This window comes from Pseudomonas sp. S10E 269, from assembly GCF_002798465.1.
GTDB lineage: Bacteria > Pseudomonadota > Gammaproteobacteria > Pseudomonadales > Pseudomonadaceae > Aquipseudomonas > Aquipseudomonas pergaminensis.
In genome coordinates, this window is sequence record NZ_PHIJ01000001.1 from 1,989,244 (window position 1) to 2,006,611 (window position 17,368).

At 59.7% G+C, this 17,368-nt stretch carries 18 protein-coding genes; 10 read left to right on the plus strand and 8 right to left on the minus strand.

Features of this window, described 5'->3' with window-relative positions:
* The first annotated feature begins 223 nt into the window (after positions 1 to 223).
* A complete protein-coding gene (locus CWC48_RS09185; RefSeq protein WP_078046397.1) occupies positions 224 to 703 on the plus strand; it encodes a glycine zipper domain-containing protein in 480 nt (159 codons plus the stop codon).
* A 76-nt stretch (positions 704 to 779) separates the two neighbouring features.
* Here the strand turns inward: CWC48_RS09185 and CWC48_RS09190 are convergent, their stop codons facing one another.
* Positions 780 to 1,211, minus strand: coding sequence for a thioesterase family protein (locus tag CWC48_RS09190; protein ID WP_100491734.1), 432 nt, complete (start codon positions 1,209 to 1,211; stop codon positions 780 to 782).
* Positions 1,212 to 1,234: 23 nt separating this feature from the next.
* Complete coding sequence (locus CWC48_RS09195; RefSeq protein ID WP_100491735.1) at positions 1,235 to 3,172, minus strand: ATP-dependent DNA helicase RecQ; 1,938 nt, start codon at positions 3,170 to 3,172, stop codon at positions 1,235 to 1,237.
* A gap of 163 nt (positions 3,173 to 3,335) precedes the next feature.
* On the opposite strand from CWC48_RS09195, the gene CWC48_RS09200 reads away from it, so the two are divergent.
* The gene (locus CWC48_RS09200; RefSeq protein WP_100491736.1) at positions 3,336 to 4,397 is read left to right on the plus strand and encodes a S8 family peptidase; all 1,062 of its coding nucleotides are present in this window, start codon (positions 3,336 to 3,338) and stop codon (positions 4,395 to 4,397) included.
* Positions 4,398 to 4,461: 64 nt separating this feature from the next.
* Here the strand turns inward: CWC48_RS09200 and CWC48_RS09205 are convergent, their stop codons facing one another.
* Complete coding sequence (locus CWC48_RS09205) at positions 4,462 to 5,637, minus strand: tetratricopeptide repeat protein (protein WP_100491737.1); 1,176 nt, start codon at positions 5,635 to 5,637, stop codon at positions 4,462 to 4,464.
* 175 nt (positions 5,638 to 5,812) lie between these two features.
* Between CWC48_RS09205 and CWC48_RS09210 the strand changes: the two genes are divergently transcribed.
* The 4 genes from CWC48_RS09210 (at position 5,813) to CWC48_RS09230 (ending at position 8,589) form a co-directional block, all read left to right on the plus strand.
* Entirely contained in the window at positions 5,813 to 5,983 is a 171-nt protein-coding gene (locus CWC48_RS09210; protein ID WP_003236014.1) for a YhfG family protein, read from the plus strand.
* Positions 5,983 to 6,582, plus strand: coding sequence for a putative adenosine monophosphate-protein transferase Fic (locus CWC48_RS09215; RefSeq protein WP_100491738.1), 600 nt, complete (start codon positions 5,983 to 5,985; stop codon positions 6,580 to 6,582). Before CWC48_RS09210 ends, CWC48_RS09215 begins: the two co-directional genes overlap by 1 nt.
* 728 nt (positions 6,583 to 7,310) lie before the next feature.
* Positions 7,311 to 7,667: a DUF1493 family protein gene (locus CWC48_RS09225; RefSeq protein WP_078046390.1), complete on the plus strand. Its 357-nt coding sequence runs from the start codon at positions 7,311 to 7,313 to the stop codon at positions 7,665 to 7,667.
* 58 nt (positions 7,668 to 7,725) lie between these two features.
* Positions 7,726 to 8,589 (plus strand): DMT family transporter, encoded by an 864-nt coding sequence (locus CWC48_RS09230; RefSeq protein ID WP_256581628.1) that lies wholly within the window; start codon positions 7,726 to 7,728, stop codon positions 8,587 to 8,589.
* A 57-nt stretch (positions 8,590 to 8,646) separates the two neighbouring features.
* Here the strand turns inward: CWC48_RS09230 and CWC48_RS09235 are convergent, their stop codons facing one another.
* Positions 8,647 to 10,188, minus strand: coding sequence for a phosphoenolpyruvate carboxykinase (locus CWC48_RS09235; protein ID WP_078046388.1), 1,542 nt, complete (start codon positions 10,186 to 10,188; stop codon positions 8,647 to 8,649).
* Positions 10,189 to 10,367: 179 nt separating this feature from the next.
* Entirely contained in the window at positions 10,368 to 11,270 is a 903-nt protein-coding gene (gene hslO, locus CWC48_RS09240; protein ID WP_100491741.1) for an Hsp33 family molecular chaperone HslO, read from the minus strand.
* Between the two features lie 125 nt (positions 11,271 to 11,395).
* Between hslO and CWC48_RS09245 the strand changes: the two genes are divergently transcribed.
* Positions 11,396 to 12,199, plus strand: coding sequence for a phosphatase PAP2 family protein (locus CWC48_RS09245; protein WP_100491742.1), 804 nt, complete (start codon positions 11,396 to 11,398; stop codon positions 12,197 to 12,199).
* A gap of 115 nt (positions 12,200 to 12,314) precedes the next feature.
* Here CWC48_RS09245 and CWC48_RS09250 read toward each other — a convergent pair whose 3' ends face one another.
* The gene (locus CWC48_RS09250; RefSeq protein ID WP_100491743.1) at positions 12,315 to 12,722 is read right to left on the minus strand and encodes an RNA-binding S4 domain-containing protein; all 408 of its coding nucleotides are present in this window, start codon (positions 12,720 to 12,722) and stop codon (positions 12,315 to 12,317) included.
* 116 nt (positions 12,723 to 12,838) lie between these two features.
* Here CWC48_RS09250 and CWC48_RS09255 point away from each other — a divergent pair, with 116 nt between their 5' ends.
* Genes CWC48_RS09255 through rimK form a run of 3 tightly spaced genes read left to right on the plus strand, consistent with a single transcriptional unit; the run spans position 12,839 to position 15,016 of the window.
* Positions 12,839 to 13,618, plus strand: coding sequence for an EAL domain-containing protein (locus tag CWC48_RS09255; RefSeq protein WP_099491419.1), 780 nt, complete (start codon positions 12,839 to 12,841; stop codon positions 13,616 to 13,618).
* A 31-nt stretch (positions 13,619 to 13,649) separates the two neighbouring features.
* Positions 13,650 to 14,114: an ATP-dependent zinc protease gene (locus tag CWC48_RS09260; RefSeq protein ID WP_371857043.1), complete on the plus strand. Its 465-nt coding sequence runs from the start codon at positions 13,650 to 13,652 to the stop codon at positions 14,112 to 14,114.
* Positions 14,111 to 15,016: a 30S ribosomal protein S6--L-glutamate ligase gene (gene rimK, locus CWC48_RS09265; protein ID WP_025855543.1), complete on the plus strand. Its 906-nt coding sequence runs from the start codon at positions 14,111 to 14,113 to the stop codon at positions 15,014 to 15,016. The genes CWC48_RS09260 and rimK overlap by 4 nt, the downstream gene beginning before the upstream one ends.
* A 173-nt stretch (positions 15,017 to 15,189) precedes the next feature.
* On the opposite strand, the gene CWC48_RS09270 is transcribed toward rimK, so the two are convergent.
* Together CWC48_RS09270 and ompR are read right to left on the minus strand one after the other, a co-directional pair.
* A complete protein-coding gene (locus tag CWC48_RS09270; protein ID WP_078046382.1) occupies positions 15,190 to 16,503 on the minus strand; it encodes an ATP-binding protein in 1,314 nt (437 codons plus the stop codon).
* 117 nt (positions 16,504 to 16,620) lie between these two features.
* Positions 16,621 to 17,361 carry a two-component system response regulator OmpR gene (gene ompR / locus CWC48_RS09275; protein ID WP_016979041.1) on the minus strand — a complete coding sequence of 247 codons (741 nt, stop codon included), beginning with the start codon at positions 17,359 to 17,361 and terminating at the stop codon, positions 16,621 to 16,623.
* Positions 17,362 to 17,368: the final 7 nt, after the last annotated feature.

The window sequence follows — 17,368 nt, forward strand, 5'->3', positions numbered from 1 at the left end:
GCTCCGCTGCAGAAAGCCGGTCAAAATTCGGGCACAAAAAAGGCCGCTTTTGCATAAAAGCGGCCGTTCCGAAGTAGTTAAAGACTCACGAAAACGACTTAAGTTCCCCAGCCAAAACAGTAACTTAGCGAATTGTGTACAACTCGTGTTACTGGTCGGATTTCTATTGTCACAATCTCAACACAGCCTCAGGATCGCGCCGTCATCCTCTTGAGGTCTCTCTATGAAGTTCTCCTCGATTCTCTTGTTGTCCCTTGGCCTGGTCAGTGGCGCAGCCATGGCCGGTGGCACCACCGAAGCCGGTGTGGGCGGCGCATTGGGCGGGGTACTCGGTTCGGTTGTCGGCCAGCAGATCGGCGGCAATACCGGTTCGGCCATTGGCGCAGCCCTGGGCGGCGCAGGCGGCAGTGCGGTCGGTGCCGACAAGCGCAGCCGTGGCGAAGCGGCCATCGGTGGCGCCCTGGGCGCAGCAGGCGGTAACGTGGTCGGCCGCAGCATGGGCGGCAATACCGGCAGCCTGATCGGCGCAGCCGCCGGCGGTGGTGCAGGTGGCGCGCTGGGCAACTACATGGGCAACAAGAGCGATGACGACGACCGTCGTTCTCGCAGCCGTGACAACCGTCGGTATGACCGCGATGATCACCGTGGCCGCGGGCATGCCTATGGGCATCGCAAGAACAAGCACCACTACCGTCACCGGTAAGGTCTAAAGAACGACCACTAACAATGTGGGAGCCCGGCTCCCACATTGGTGTTCACCACCGCCTGCAAAAAATGCGTCAGGCCACCAATCGCTGCAACGCCTCGCGTAACCCGGCAGGAATCGTCACCGGCTGATTCGACCCGCGATCCACAAACACATGCACAAAGCGCCCCGCCGCACAGGCCTCTTCTTCGCCGGCCTTGAACACCGCCAACTCGTACTGCACTGAGCTATTGCCCAATTTGCCGACCCGCAGGCCGACGTCGATGCGCTCGGGAAAGGCAATCGATGCAAAGTAGTCACACGCCGAACTCACCACAAAGCCCACCACGTCGCCGTCATGGATATCCAAACCGCCCTGTCCGATCAGGTAGGTGTTCACCGCCGTGTCGAAAAAGCTGTAGTAGGTCACGTTGTTCACATGCCCATACACATCGTTGTCGTGCCAGCGCGTGATGATCGGCTGGAAGTGTGGGTAGTCGGCACGTTGTGGCACTGAGTCAGGCATCGGGGTCATCTCATGAAAGTGAGTTACAGGTCGTCCAAATGGGCCTGGGCCCACTCGCGCACCTCGGCGTACGGGTAATCTTCCAGCGCAGCAAAACCCGGAATGCCCCGTGCCTTCAGCTTGGTAAACAACGGCACGCTGATCCCCCCGAGGAAACGCGTCAGGCGGTCCGCCCCAGGCAGTTGGCCGGTGTGTTCATGATGCCTGTGGATAAAATCACCGCACAGCCCCATGAAGTTTTTTTCCACAAGCGGCGGCAAGCCAGGCGGTGGAGGCAGGTGCGCAACATGGCCATGGCACACCGAGCAATGCCCGCAACGCTGGGGTGCATGCGCATCGCCAAAGTACTGCGCCAGACGCTGCCCCAGGCAATGTTCGGTAGCGAACAGATCGAGCATGGCGTGAATCCGCGCGACTTCCCCCACCTCGTGTTGCTTGAAGCCTGCGTACAACGTTTCGCTGAGCACCTGCGGATCAAAATCGGTATCCAGCAGGCTGTAGACCTCAGTCATCTGCTTGCTTTCCAGCTCGATCAGGCCTTGCTCCTGGAAGTAATCCAGCGCCTTCACCACCCGATTACGCTCGGCATTGTGCTGTTGATAAAGCGCGTCGAAATCCACCGTCGCCCAAGTCTTTGCCCGTTTGCACACTTGGATGATGGCCGCGACAAACTGCTGCCGCTCGCCGGAGAAACGCGCCAGCAGCGCCTCGGGTTCGATCAGGTATTTGAAGCGGTACTCGGCGTAAAACGCATAGCGCGGCGCAATCACGCCCCTGAGCTCCAACTGCACCAGCAGCGTCTTCAGGGGCAGCTCGCGGATATTGCTGTGATCCGACAGCGACCTCAGCAGGAACTCCCACTGCCCCTCACTGCGCGCCGCCTGCAACTCATCCAGCACACGGTGGATACCCTCCTGCTCGGGCGTATCACCGTACACAAAGTTTTCCAGCACATTGAGGCTGTCGCGATTGGCCAATACCAGGCAGTCGGACGGCTGCCCGTCACGCCCCGCACGGCCGATTTCCTGGCTGTAGTTCTCGATGGACTTGGGCAAGTCAAAGTGCACGACGTTGCGAATGTCACTTTTGTCGATCCCCATGCCAAACGCGATAGTCGCGACGATGCAATTGGAGCGCCCACCCATGAAGCGCTGCTGGATGCCCTCGCGTTTATCGTGGGGCAAACCGGCATGGTAGGCCTCGGCCTGGATGCCGTTGCGATTCAGGTGCTCGGCGATCTGCTCGGCGGTTTTTTGCAAGGTGACGTAGACAATGCTCGGCTGGTTGGCACGCTCGCTCATCCACTGCACCAGGCGCCGACGCTTGTCGGCACCGCGCACCGGCTCGACCAACAAGTTGAGGTTGGGCCGATAGAAGCCTGTGGTGACCACATCGTCCGGCGCAATGGCGAACTTCGCCTGCATGTCGGCAATTACCTTGGGCGTGGCTGTAGCCGTCAGCAGCAGCGCTTGTGGGATATTGAACTGACGCTGGTAGTCTGGCAGCTTCAAATAGTCCGGACGGAAGTTGTGGCCCCACTCGGAAATACAGTGCGCCTCATCCACCACCAACAGCGAGAGCTGCACACTTTGCAGGAAGTTACGGAAACGCTCGTTCTTTAAACGCTCCACCGAAATCATCAGAATCTTCAATTCGCCCGAACGCGCACGGGCCATCACCTCGTTGGCCTCATCACGGCTCTGGGCCGAATCGATACTGCCCGCCGAAATGCCATGGCGCTGCAAAAAGCCAAGCTGGTCCTGCATCAACGCCAGCAACGGTGATACCACCAGTGTCAGGTGTGGCAGTAATACCGCTGACAGTTGGTAGCACAGCGACTTGCCCGATCCAGTTGGAAAAATGGCGGCCGCCGAGCGGCCTGCCAATACGGCGCTGACGGCTTGCTCCTGGCCCAAACGAAACTGTGGATAACCGAAGACCTGTTGGAGGGTGTCGTGCATAGGCTGTCACTCCGTTGACCGCTGAAAGAATCAAAAACATAGATCAGCGATCGAGAATAGGTCAGGGATAAACGCTACAAACTGATACAGAGAAAACCAGCAAGCCCGCGCAAAAACGAAGACAGTAGCACGCTTGATCAGCTACCCCGACAAGGAGTCGTGAATGCCACTATGTCCCCCGACCAAGCCGCTGTTTTCACTGCACCGTCTCATCCTGTGCACGCTGCCCTTGCTACTGCTGGGCTGTGTGTCCACCCCCACCCCAATGCCTGCCGAACCGGACACCCGCCGCTTTGAAACCGCCGAATACCTTGCGCAAAAAGCCCTGCCTATCGTCAAGGCATCCTCCCTCTACGCCCGGGGCGGCACCGGCCAAGGCGTGAGGGTTGCGCTGATCGACTCAGGCCTTAACCTTGAGTTGCCCGAGTTCAACGGGCGCGTGTACGACCCAGGCTATGACTTCGTGCGCCAGCAACCTGGCACCGTCGATGTCAAAGGCCACGGCACGCAGATGGCCGGTATTCTCGCCGCGAACAAGAATGACCAAGGCATGCATGGCATTGCCTTCAACGCCCAGCTGATTCCCATGCGCTTCGGTGATGACAAGGAGCCGTTCTACTTTGACAGCGAAATAGCCCAGGCCTGGGACCTCGCCTATTCCAAGGGCGCACGCATTTTCAGCAACTCATGGGCGAATCCCATTGAAGCCAACACCAACGAAGTGCCCATCTATGAACGCCTGATGGGTGACTCGTTGGCCGTCGCAAAAAAACGAGTGGCCGACGGCGCGGTGTTTGTTTTCTCAACGGGCAACGAGGTCAAGCGTGAGCCGCTGGCCGAGCCCGGCCTGCCTGCATTGGTGCCTGAACTCGAGAAGGGCTGGATAGCCGTCATGGCACTCAAGAACGACGGCACGGCCATCAATCTCAAGTCCAACTATTGCGGTCTGGCAGCGCGCTGGTGCATCGCGGTGCCCGGGGGGGACGGTGGCGCAGGGCTGTTGACCACCCAAAAGGACGGCAGCTACGGGCCCACCGCTGGCACCTCGCCGGCTGCCGCGTTGGTGAGTGGCGCGCTGGCGGCATTGCAAAGCCGTTTTCCGGACATGACGCCGCAACAAATTCGTGAGCGCCTGCTCAGTACCGCGAATCGAACAGGCATCTATGCCAACAGCGAAGCCTATGGCCGCGGCCTGATGGACCTGGACGCAGCCTCTCGCCTGTAGCCGTGCTCCAAACAAACAACGCGCCATTGGGGCGCGTTGTTGCTGGAGGGCTTATCGCTGCTGATCAGCGATTCTGCACGCGCTCAATCGCTGTGTCATACACTGGATTGGCCTTCTGCTCCTTGGCCAACTGGTAGTGACGTAACGCATCGGCGAACTGCCCCGCCGCTTCGTAGATCCGCGCAATGTTGTAGTAGGCACCCGCACGCACCGTCGCAGCGTTTGCGCCGGTCGCCAGGGCGATGGCCTTGCGGTTGGCCCAGATAGACTCGGCAGTGTTGCCGGCCTTCTGATACGCCAGGCCCAGGTTGCCGTAGGCCTTGCCGAAACCATTGTCCAACTCGATCGCCTGGCGGAAGAGGTTGATGGCCTGGTCGAGGTTACCCGCCTGGTAGGCCGCTTCACCTTGGACGTTCAGACGTTTAGCGTCGGTTTGTGCGGAAGAACTGACTACGACGGCGGTGACCGCCACGCTGTCGTCCAGCAACGGCTTGACTTCGTTCAGTACATTCGCGGCATTTACGGTCACACCGCTGAAGGTGTTGATGTCCTGGAAGTCGCCGCTGCCGGTCATGCGGAACACGGTCCACAGGTTGCCGCTACGGTTTTTCGGCACGTAATAGGTTCGCACCAGCGATTGGCCCATGTAGACAAACACTTTGGCTTCGCTGCTGGACAATTGGCGTGAGCCTGGATTGCCGCCGTTGCTGAAGTCATGCACGGCATACACATAGCTTTCGCCGTAGTGTTTTTTCTGCAGGGTGATGGTTTCCGGGCCGTAGCTGTCGGTGTCATCCACATCCAGCTCGGCGTCGGTGCCGTTCTTGTTCTCGAAGTAGATGTTATTGCCGGGGAAAATCATGTGGGAATCGAGGTCACGCGGCGTCTTGCCCCAGGTCAGCACCACACGCAGGCCGTCGAGGTTTTCCATCACCGGGCTGATGGCGTACGTCATGCCTGCGCACGGGCATTTCACCACCAGGTTGGAGTAGCCGGGCTTCTTGATGATCAGCAGATTGGTGGCGTCGTCAGCCGCTTCGCTGGTCAGCGTGACCTGGCCTTGGGCGTTGGTGCGGCCCACCACGTTTTGTGCGCCGTTACGCTGCAGCAGCACTTCGGCGTCAGCGATTTTCTGGTCCTTGACCACGGCACTGAGTACTTCAATCGGCAATTGCTCGGCCTGGGCCGAAAAAGCCATCGCACACAAAGACATCGCCGAGGCGACACGCAGCAAACCCATGCTTAACTCCCTTTAAGTAGTGGGCGAAATCGCCCTACAAGATTTTGCGGTGAAACATACGCTGAAATCAGGCCGGTGGCGGTTTTTTTGCGCAAAATGTGACGTGGTTTTTATCCCGCCTGCACACTGAAGCATTGCGCTACAATCAAACCTTGCCACCCAGGAGTACGCTGCGATGAGCGAACTGACGTTTGAGCAAAAACAGGATCATTACCACAAGATCCGCCGTTCCAATTACCTGGCCAGCCTGCGCCTGGAAGGGTTCGACACCCAACCGGCCGACGTCGACAAACCCCTGCCGACCCGCGAAGCCGTCCTCGCCAAGTACCGCAACACCCCACGCTGATGCTCGACAAATATGGGGTGGGCCAGGACCCGTACTGCTACCCCGGTAGCAGCGTCCTGCGCAACCGCCTCGACCTGCTCGACGATGCGCGCCTGCACCAGGCCGAGCGGGAGTTGTCCGAAATCGCCGTAGGCAGCCTCCCCCTGTTCCCACCGCCCTACGACCTAGACCGCCTGCAACATATCCACCGCACCCTGTTCGGCGATATCTACGACTGGGCCGGTGAGTTACGCAGCGTCAACATTCAGAAAGGCGACACCTTGTTCTGCACCCCGGAACGCATTACACCGGAGGCGGCTAAAATCGTCCGGCACATGGAAGAGGCGAACTGGTATGTCGGCGCGAGTCAGGCCGAGTTGGTCAGGCAGATTGCCGAAGCCTACGGCGACCTCAACGTCATCCACCCTTTCCGCGAAGGCAATGGCCGGGCGCAGCGGATTCTGTTTGAACAGATCATCGTGAATGCGGGGTTTTCGGTGAACTGGTGGTTGGTGAAACACGCGGCGTGGGTACCGGCGAATATTGACGCGGTGGCGTGTGACTACCGGGGGCTGGAGTCGATTTTTGAGCGGTGTGTGAGTCGGCCTGTCGGTGCTTGAGCGAATTACAAACGTTTAGATCGTACGACGATTCAACATGCCTGCGACTACGTCGCATCAGGCAACATTTCCATACCCGGCACACCGTCTCGCGGGCACGCCGACGCCCACAATTGCCCAGTTTTGCCTGCTGAGTCGCTGCCAAGCCACAAATGCCGGAAACCGTTGTAAGAAACCTCCACGCACTGCGACATCCTCTTCCCAAACTGCACAAAACAGCCGCTCACCCCCCTATAGAAATTACCCACAGCTGAATGAAAATAGCGCTCTCACCACTGTCTCGGCAAAAACACCGTGAACATAGAAAAGACTCAATACATCAGCCAATACGGGATCACCTTCATAGTGGGCCGCTTCACCGTGATGCCCCGCGATGCACGCGCTGCTCTTGGCTTGCTAGATGCAAAGACTTCAGCGTTCATGCCTCTCAATGCACGTGCATTTAAATGAACCATAGTGAATGGCTTTACCTACAAGCAGCGCTGTTCTTTGCCCTCCATCTACTCCTGTATTTCAAAATCACTGTCTGCACGCTCAGAAAGCGTTTCGCCGCTACCTTCATCGTAACGGGGTTAGTCCTGTTGTTGTGGCGACCCCACGTGGCCACCCTCAACATCCAGCTCCTACCTCTGGCCCTAATCTTGATAGGCTTGGCACTCTTCATCACTCGCAACAAATTCCGCCACAGGCGCATTAAGCCCTCTCAACTACTCCTGCGTGCCCCCACCATGAACCTCGCCCCCAACCTCCCCGAAGACCCCGTCATGCAGCAACTCCTGCAACTGCTGCATGAAGAAATCGGCCTGCCGAAACACAAGACGATCCGCCTGCAAACCTCACTCAACTTCGACCTCGGCTGTGACGGCAGCGACGCCAAGCAACTGATGGAAGCGCTGGAACAGGCATTTGCCCTCGACCTGGGCGACTACGACACTTATCGTTACTTCAACCCGCCGGTGTTCGATGTGTTCCTCAAACGCCGGTCCAAGGGGCGCGGCGAAAAAGTGCCGCTCACCATCGGCATGCTTTACCTGGCCATCAAGACCCACAGCTGGGACACGCAGACGCTGGAAAACCTGAGCTGACACGCCGCCCCTTGCAAGCCGGGCGCCTACAGGAAATCAAGCCTTCAAAGGACCTTACATGGACGTAACAATGGGCCTGCTGGCTGCCCTGCTCTGGGGCGGCACGGATTTTCTCGTGGGTCTCAACGCCCGCGCCGTAGGCGTTAAACGTGCGGTTTACTTCGGGCAAGCGTTGGGGCTCCTGATCATGACCCTGCTGCTGGTCATGCTTCCAAGCTTCCTGTTCAAGTCGCTCGAGGCCCCACTGAGCGCCTGGCTGTTGGGCATCGCTGCGGCCTTGCTCACCGTGTCCGGCGCCCTCGCCCTGTCCAAGGCCTTCGCATTGGGCAAGGCCGCCATCGTGGCGCCGCTGGTGACGTCCTACGGCGTCGTCACCACACTGCTGTCCTGGGCCAGTGGCGAACACATCAACCTGACGCAGCTGGGCTGTATCGCCCTGTGCGTCATCGGCGTGACCCTTTCCAGCCTCCAAAAGGACAACGGCGTCCCCCACAACAACCCACGCCTGTCCATCGCCTACGCCATGCTTGCCGCCTTGGTGTACGGCACCAGCTTCTGGCTGCAGGGCCGCTACACACTGCCGGCGCTGGGGCCGATCACCATGCTGTGGCTGGGTTACCTGGTGGGCCTGTGCGTACTGGTGGTGATGGTGCTGAAGATCAAGGACGGCCTGAAAATCCCACCGCTGAAAAACTGCGCGACGTTGACGGGGGCGAGCTTGATGAACCTGGGTGGGTTCTCGGCGTTCTCGTGGGGCGCTATGGCGGGGTCGGTTTCAGTGGTGACGGTGATCAGTACGTTGTCGGGCGGGATTGCGGCGATTCTGGGCTTTGTGTTTTTCAAGGAACGGTTGTCGACGGTGCAAGCGCTGGGGGTTGTGCTGGTACTGGTCGGCGCCGTGGTCTTGCATATCGCCGACTAATATTGCACCCACAAAAAAGCCGCCCACTAAGGGCGGCTTTTTCACAACGCTCGAAGCTTACAACTTAGGACCCGCAGCCTTGATCGCATCGCTCACTTCAAACTTCTTGAAGTTTTCGATGAACAAGCCGGCCAGCGCCTTCGCTGCTTCGTCGTAGGCAGCCTTGTCGGCCCAGGTATTGCGTGGGTTCAACAGGCCAGTCTCGACGCCTGGTACAGCCAGCGGTACGTCGAGGTTGATGGTGTCGAGGTGTTCGGTTTCTGCACCGATCAACGCGCCGCTCTGGATCGCTGCGATCACGCCGCGAGTGGTCGGGATGTTGAAGCGCTTGCCGACGCCGTAGCCGCCGCCGGTCCAGCCGGTGTTGACCAGGTAGACCTTGGAGCCGAAGCCACGGATGCGCTTGATCAGCAGCTCAGCGTATTCGCCAGCCGGACGCGGGAAGAACGGTGCGCCGAAGCAGGTGGAGAAGGTCGACTTGATGCCGCCGCCGGAACCCATTTCGGTCGAACCCACCAGTGCGGTGTAGCCGGACAGGAAGTGGTAGGCCGCTTGTTCTTCGCTGAGGATCGACACGGGCGGCAGTACGCCGGTCAGGTCGCAGGTCAGGAAGATCACAGCGTTTGGCTCGCCGCCCAGGTTCTTCTCGGAACGCTTGGCAACGTGCTCAAGTGGGTAGGCCGCGCGGCTGTTCTGGGTCAGGCTGACGTTGGTGTAGTCGGCGTGCTTGGCGTCGTCGATCACGACGTTTTCCAGCACCGCGCCGTGCTTGATGGCTTTCCAGATGACCGGCTCGTTCTTCTCGGACAGGTCGATGCACTTGGCATAGCAACCGCCTTCGATGTTGAACACCACGCCTTCGCCCCAGCCGTGTTCGTCGTCACCGATCAGGTAACGGCTCTCGTCGGCGGACAGGGTGGTCTTGCCAGTGCCCGACAGGCCGAAGAACAAGGTCACGTCGCCTGCTTCGCCAATGTTGGCGGCGCAGTGCATTGGCAGTACGTCGGAAGCCGGCAGCAGGAAGTTCTGCACCGAGAACATGGCTTTTTTCATCTCACCGGCGTAACGCATGCCGGCGATCAGGACTTTTTTCTGTGCGAAGTTGAGGATCACGCAACCGTCGGAGTTGGTACCGTCACGCTCTGGCACGCACTCGAAGTTGGCCACGTTGAGCACTTGCCACTCTTCACGACCGGCCGGGTTGTACTGGGCAGGGTTGATGAACAGGCAACGACCGAACAGGTTCTGCCACGCAGTCTGGGTGGTCATTTTCACGGCCAGGTAGTGGTCTTCGGCAGCCCCTACGTGAACATGGGAAACGAAATGCTCTTGCGCGTTGTTGAACGCCTCGACGCGCGCCCACAGGGCATCGAACTTGTCGGCCGGGAACTTGCGGTTGATCGGGCCCCAGGCAATGGAGTCCTGGGTGGAAGGCTCTTCAACGATGAAACGGTCGACTGGCGAACGGCCGGTACGATGACCGGTTTCGACAACCAGCGCGCCAGTATCGGCAAGCACGCCTTCACCGCGCTGCAGGGCTTCTTTGACCAGATCGTCAACACTCAGATCGGTGTATACGGCGTTATTGGCTTGCGTCATGAGGTTCCCCGTCGGCCTATGGCCGAGTGCTCCAAACGTTTTGTAGTAGAAAGTTGCGCACTACTACCGCGAAAAAAGTGGGCCGGATTATGCCAGAAAAGCCCAAAAAGAGTAGGGCCCTCCCGTCAGAACAGCGCTAATCCGGCATTTGTCAGGTGATTCACCTGTGCTTAAACGTTTTAGTGGCGGGTGTCGGAAGGGGTGTCGATGCCTGCACCGGCGAACAATTGGGCTACATCAGCCGCGTCGAACAGATAGCGCTGGTTGCAGAACTGGCAGTCGATCTCGATATGGCCACCATGCTCCACGACCAATTCCTGCGCATCTTCCAGGCCCAGGCTAACCAACGCGTTCGCCGAGCGCTCGCGGGAGCAGCTGCAATGAAAGCGCAGGCCCTGAGCGTCGAACAGCCGCACGGCTTCTTCGTGGTACAGACGGTGCAGGATGGTTTCGTTGTCCAGGCCCAGCAGCTCTTCAGCCGTCAGGGTGCCGGCCAGGGCGGTCAGCTTGCGCCAGCTGTCGGTGCGTTCATCGTCATCCTTGATGCGGTCGGCCGGCAATTGCTGCAACAGCAGGCCACGGGCGCGCTTGCCGTCGGCGTTGAGCCAGAACTTGGTGCCCACCTGCTGGGACATCACGAAATAGTTGGCGAAGCAGTCCGACAGGGTTTCGCCGTCCAGATCGACGATACCCTGGTAGCGCTGGCCTTCAGTCGGGTCGACGGTAATCGCCAGCACGCCGTTGGCCATCAGGTCGGACAAGGTCGCGTCCGGAGCAATCTGATCGGCGTCGTAACGGGCCAGCCCACGGATTTCACGCTCGCTGGAGCATTCGATCATCAGCATCGGCACAGGCCCTTCGGAGCGTGCCTGCAGGATCAGCAAACCGTCGAACTTCATGGTGCCTACCAGCAACGCTGCCGCCGCCATCAACTCGCCGAGCAGTTGTGCGACCGGCTCCGGATAGGGGTGCTTGGCGAGGACTTCGGCATAGCTGCGCTCCAGCGAGACCAGTTCGCCGCGGGCGTCGGTCTCGTCGAAGATGAAGCGTTGGGTGAAGTCGGTATCCGGTAGATCAGTCATAGGTCTGGGTATCTGAATTGATGACAAATTGATTACAAGGTTTATAGAATTAAACGCTTTAGCACCATATTGGTGCGGCTTTCTCCTGGAAACAGAGAGCTTCATAGAGCGAAGAGGGACAGTTTATGAACAATCCGGGTTTGTTCCAAGCCAAGTGGAACCTCCGGCGATGGGCTCTTTGCAATCTACTCGCTATCGGACTGCTGTGTTTTTGGCTGTGGCCCACGGGCCAGATGCTGTGTGTGATTTTCGACGAGTGGCTGTTTCACCTACTCAATGATCCGCTGGCGACCAACTCGACATGGTTGCATGTGTGGGCTGTAGCCAGCTTGCGACCTTTTGATGCAGTGGTCGGGGTGATTCTGCTGGCGCTGCTGATTCGCGGTGACTGGGTGTTCAAGGCCGTGCAGGTGCGCCAGGCTTTGTTAGGTTTTATCGGGGTTCTGCTGCTGTTGTTGTTTATCCGCATGCTGTTTTCCAAACTCGCGGCGCAGATGGGCTGGCAACACAGCAGCCCGTCGATGGTGATCAGCGGGGCGATCCAGATGAGCGACTACTTCCCGGGGCTGGAGAAGACGTGGGAGTTGAAGGACCGTTCGAGCCAGAGCTTCCCGGGGGATCATGCTTCGGTCTTGTTGATCTGGGGCATGTTCATGACAGTGTTCGCCCAACGGATTGGCCAGGTGCTGGTGATCTGGGGTCTGGCGCTGCTGTTCATGATGCCGCGCCTGGTGGCCGGCGCCCATTGGGGGCAGGACGACTACATCGGCGGTGTGTTGTTGGCGCTATTGGCGCTGGGGTGGGGGTATTACACGCCGTTCGCGGCGAAGGTGTCGGCGGGGTTGCTGCGGCTCACGGCGCCGGTGTTCGGGCTGGCTGCACGCCTACCAATCGTCGGGCGAATGAGCGTCGTTAGAACTGCGCAATAATTTGTGGTGAGCGAGCTTGCTCGCGCTGGGCTGCGGAGCGGCCTCAAAAAGCGGGAGCGCTGCGCACTCCAGCGCGGGGCAAGTCCGCTCACCACAAAGGCCCATTCGACTCAGGCTAGTCGTCATTGCCGCTGCCGCGAAATTTGAACAGATCGCGGCGCTGTTTCTTGCTCGGTTTGCCATCGGTGGTCATACCGGTGGCGCCCGCTTTGCGCATGGCCGCCGCATTTTCGCGCTTGGCGATACTGACCTCGGTCTCTGTGTACAGCGCCTGGGCTTCAGGCGCTCCACGACGAACGATGGAAAGCGCCTGAACCACGACAGTCTTTTCGTCAAAGCCGGTACGAATCTGCAACTCATCACCGACACGTGGCTCTTTGCCTGGCTTGCAGCGCTCGCCACGATGATGCACCTTGCCGCTCTCGATAGCGGCCTTCGCCAGGGCACGGGTTTTATAGAAACGCGCCGCCCATAGCCACTTGTCCAGACGGACCTTTTCTTCCTCTTCCTGCTTTTGAGCCACTTGAATTCCTCGCTCTGAAAAATGTCGCAACTTTACCGTTGAAACCCTTCGACGCATAAACCCCAAGGCTCACCTAAGATACGCCAGGTAGCACCCTGTTTTTGCGAGGATATGCTGTGACCGAATTCCCCCTTTCACTCACCTCGCCCAACCAGCGCTGCGTGGGTTGCCAGCAAAGCGAGCCCCTCGGGTTCGATTTTGCATTCGCTTACCAGCCTATCGTAGACCTGCGGGATCATTCGATCTTTGCCCACGAGGCCCTGGTGCGTGGCACCCACGGCGAAGGGGCACTGTCGGTGCTCGACCAGGTCAACGAAAGCAACCGCTACCGCTTCGACCAACGCTGTCGAACCCAGGCGATTGCCGGGGCAGCAGCCTTGGGCATGCAAACCCACCTTTCGATCAACTTCATGCCCAATGCCGTGTACCGTCCGGAATTGTGCATCCGTAGCACCCTGGAGGCGGCTCGCGCGCATAATTTTCCGTTGAACCAGCTGATTTTCGAGACCCTCGAAAGCGAGCACGTAGATAACTATCGCCATTTGACGAATATTCTGCGTGAATACCGCGAATTCGGCTTCAAGACCGCCATCGACGATTTCGGCGCGGGCTATTCGGGGCTGAACCTGCTGGCCGATTTCCAACCTGACTTGATCAAACTCGACATGGCGCTGATTCGCGATGTCGATCAGGATCGTGTTCGTCAGGTCATCGTCCAGGGGATTGTCACAATCTGTGAGCAGTTGGGGGTTACTGTCATCGCCGAAGGCATCGAAAGTGCCGGCGAGCGTGACTTCCTGTCCGACTGCGGAATTTTTCTGATGCAGGGCTATTGGTTCGCCAAGCCTGCATTCAAGGCCCTGGCCGAGGTTTCCCCTCAGGCCTGGGCGAATTGATCGGTTACCCATATTGAAGACATTTGACCATTTGACCGTTGTGGGTCTGCGTGAGTGGGTGGCACTCCCCGACCTGGGGGTGGCAGGCCTGCGCGCAAAGATCGACACCGGCGCCAGCACCTCAAGCCTGCACGCCACCGATATCGAGCCGTTTGAGCGCGACGGTGAGCAGTGGGTGCGTTTTACTGCGCACCTGGGCAGCGTGGTGCAACTGCGTCACCGTCGCTGCGAAGCACCCCTGGTGACGATGAAAACCATCAAGAGCTCCAACGGCCATGCGCAGGTGCGCTACGTCATCAGCACCACGCTGGCGCTGGGGGATCGGGTATGGCGGGTGGAATTCACCCTGGCCTGCCGCAAAGCCATGCGTTACCGCTTGTTGCTGGGTTCCAAAGCCTTGATTGACGGCCAGTTGGTGGTCAATCCCGGCATCAAGTACGTTCAAGACAAGCCGGTGTTCCCGGTCTCTACTATTTCTGCCCCAGGTGCTGCATGAAGATTGCTGTGCTGTCGCGAAACCCGCGTCTGTATTCCACCCGCCGCCTGGTTGAGGCCGGCACCGAACGTGGCCACGAAATGGTGGTGATCGACACGTTGCGTGCCTATATGAACATTGCCAGCCACAAGCCGCAGATCCACTACCGGGGCAAGCCGCTGGAGGGGTTTGATGCGGTGATCCCCCGTATCGGTGCTTCGGTGACGTTCTACGGCTGCGCAGTGTTGCGCCAGTTTGAAATGATGGGGGTGTTTCCCCTTAACGAATCGGTCGCCATTGCTCGCTCGCGAGACAAGTTGCGCTCGTTGCAGCTGCTGTCGCGCCGCGGGATCGGCCTGCCCGTGACCGGCTTTGCCCACTCCCCCGACGATATCCCCGACCTGATCGACATGGTCAATGGCGCACCGCTGGTGATCAAGGTGCTGGAAGGCACCCAAGGTATCGGCGTGGTGCTGTGTGAAACCGCGACAGCGGCGGAGTCCGTGATCGAGGCATTCATGGGCCTCAAGCAGAACATCATGGTGCAGGAATACATCAAGGAAGCCGGCGGTGCGGATATCCGCTGCTTCGTGGTGGGCGACAAGGTGATTGCGGCGATGAAGCGCCAGGCCAAGCCGGGTGAGTTCCGCTCCAACCTGCACCGTGGCGGCAGCGCCAGCCTGATCAAGATCACCCCGGAAGAGCGCATGACCGCATTGCGAGCAGCCAAGGTGATGGGGTTGGCCGTGGCGGGCGTGGATATCCTGCGATCCAACCATGGGCCGCTGGTGATGGAGGTGAACTCATCGCCGGGCCTGGAAGGGATTGAGACCACCACCGGCAAGGATGTCGCGGGGATCATCATTCAGCATTTGGAGAAGAATGGTGGGCCGAATATGACCCGGACCAAGGGCAAGGGCTGATACAGCACGGCGTTTGAAACACTGAACAGCCAATGTGGGAGCGGGGTTGCTGTGGTGGGGGGGGTGTCCCCGGCTGGGGGCACCCCGGTCCAATGGGACTGCTACGCAGTCCGGCGCGGGGCAAGCCCGCTCACCACAGCAAGCCCGCTCCCAACTATGGCCTACGTTCTTGCTTAGACCGCGTCTCGGGGTAGCATCAGCCCAAGCGGCAAGCGTACCCGCGCTTCAAGGCCACCCTCTTCGCGATTACGCAGCTCAACATTGCCGCCATGCATCGAGGCAATCCGCCGCACAATCGCCAACCCCAGGCCGGTCCCCTTGCCACCCCGGGCACGGTCGCCACGGGTAAAGGGGTTGAAGATGCCTTCCAACTCATCCGGGTCGATGCCTGCGCCACGGTCCATCACGCTCAGCACCACATACGGCGCAGCGCTGTCGCCAGACACATACGCCGCCACTTCCACATCGGAACCGGCGTGGTGCAGGGCGTTGCCGATCAGGTTGTTCAACAGGCGCTTCATCGAAACCCGACGCAACGCAAACGGCTGGATCGGCTCCAGGCGCATGCGCACCTGTTCACCGTTCTGGTTGTAGGGCGCCACGACCTCTCGCACCAGGTCGGTCAGGTCGACTTCTTCCACCACTTCATCGCGGCCATCGCGGATGAACGCCAGGAACTGGTCGAGAATCGCGTCCATGTCCTCAATGTCGCGAACCATGTCATCGGTGAGGTCGGTATGGCTGCCCATCAACTCCAGCGACAGGCGCAGTCGCGTCAACGGGGTACGCAAGTCGTGGGACACCCCCGCCAGCATCAGCTCGCGCTCGCGGCCGGCCTGTTCGACGTCCTCCGCCATCTGGTTGAACGCGCCGTACACCTCGGTCATCTCACTGGGCGTATCGCTGACGGGCAGGCGCACGCTACGGCCCTGGCCCAGTTGGCGGGCGGCAAACACAAGGCGTTTGAGCGGCTGATTGAGCTGGCGCACGAAGATCCACGCCGATGCGGTTGAAAGCAGCCCAATCGCCAGGAACCAGCCCAACACGTTCCAGATTTTCTGCCCGCGCAGCGGGTGCGGGTAAAGCGGCACCTTGATCCAGGCATCTCCCAGGCTCGGCGCCCTCACCCACAGTGCAGGCGAAACATGCATGCGCAGGCGAACCTCGGTGTCCTCTCCAAGTTCATCGCGCATCTGGCGCTGGTAGATCTCACTGTAAGGCCAATGCTGCTCGCCTTCCGGCACGCCGGCCCCCTGGACGCGAATCAACGTCGACGCCTTCGCCACCTTTTCGCGGTTCTCAGGGTCTACGGCCCAGTAGGCGCGCAAGGTCAAGGCGACACCATGGGCATATTGTCGATCCACCAGTACGTCCTCGTTCATCAACAGATAAACCAGCGTGAGGGCCTTGGAAAACAGAACGACGATCAGCACCAGCCAAAGGGTGCGGGAGAAGAAACTTTGCGGGAACCACAGCGGGGTTTTCATAGAAGACAGCTAGACACCTTGCAGGAACGAGCGGCGCTCGCAGAATTGCAGACGCCGGGCATCCCGTCGACCCTCATGGAGTCAAACACCGGGAGTCCCGCCCCTGCAAATCATCGGTCAACTGGTTTTGTTGCCATCCGGCACAAACACATAACCCACGCCCCAGACCGTCTGGATGTACCGCGGCTTGGACGGATCCGGCTCGATCATCCGGCGCAGACGGGAAATCTGCACGTCGATGGAGCGCTCCAAGGCATCCCATTCCCGGCCACGGGCCAGGTTCATCAGCTTGTCGCGGGTCAGCGGTTGGCGAGCGTTCATCACCAGCGCCTTGAGCACGGCGAATTCGCCGGTGGTCAGCATGTGCACTTCATCGCCACGCTTGAGCTCGCGGGTCGCCAGCGACAGTTCGTAGTCGCCAAAGGTGACGCTTTCGTCTTCGCTGCCCGGCGCGCCCGGAACCGGCGGTGCCTGGCGACGCAGTACGGCTTTGACCCGTGCCATCAACTCGTCAGGGTTGAACGGCTTGGCCAGGTAGTCATCGGCGCCCAGCTCGAGGCCCTTGATGCGGCTCAGCTCGTCGCCCTTGGCGGTGAGCATGATGATTGGAATCTGGTTATTCGCGCCGCGCAGGCGTTTGCAGGCGGTCAGGCCGTCTTCGCCGGGCAGCATCAGGTCGAGTACGACCAGGTTGAATACTTCACGCCCCAGCAGGCGGTCCATCTGCTCGGTGTTCGGCACCGCGCGGGCACGGTAGCCCTTGGAGTTGAAAAAACGCTCCAGCAGGCTGCTCAGCCCCGGATCGTCATCAACGATGAGAATTTTTTCGCCTTCAGCAGTTTGTGCAGTGCTGCTCATTGGATGC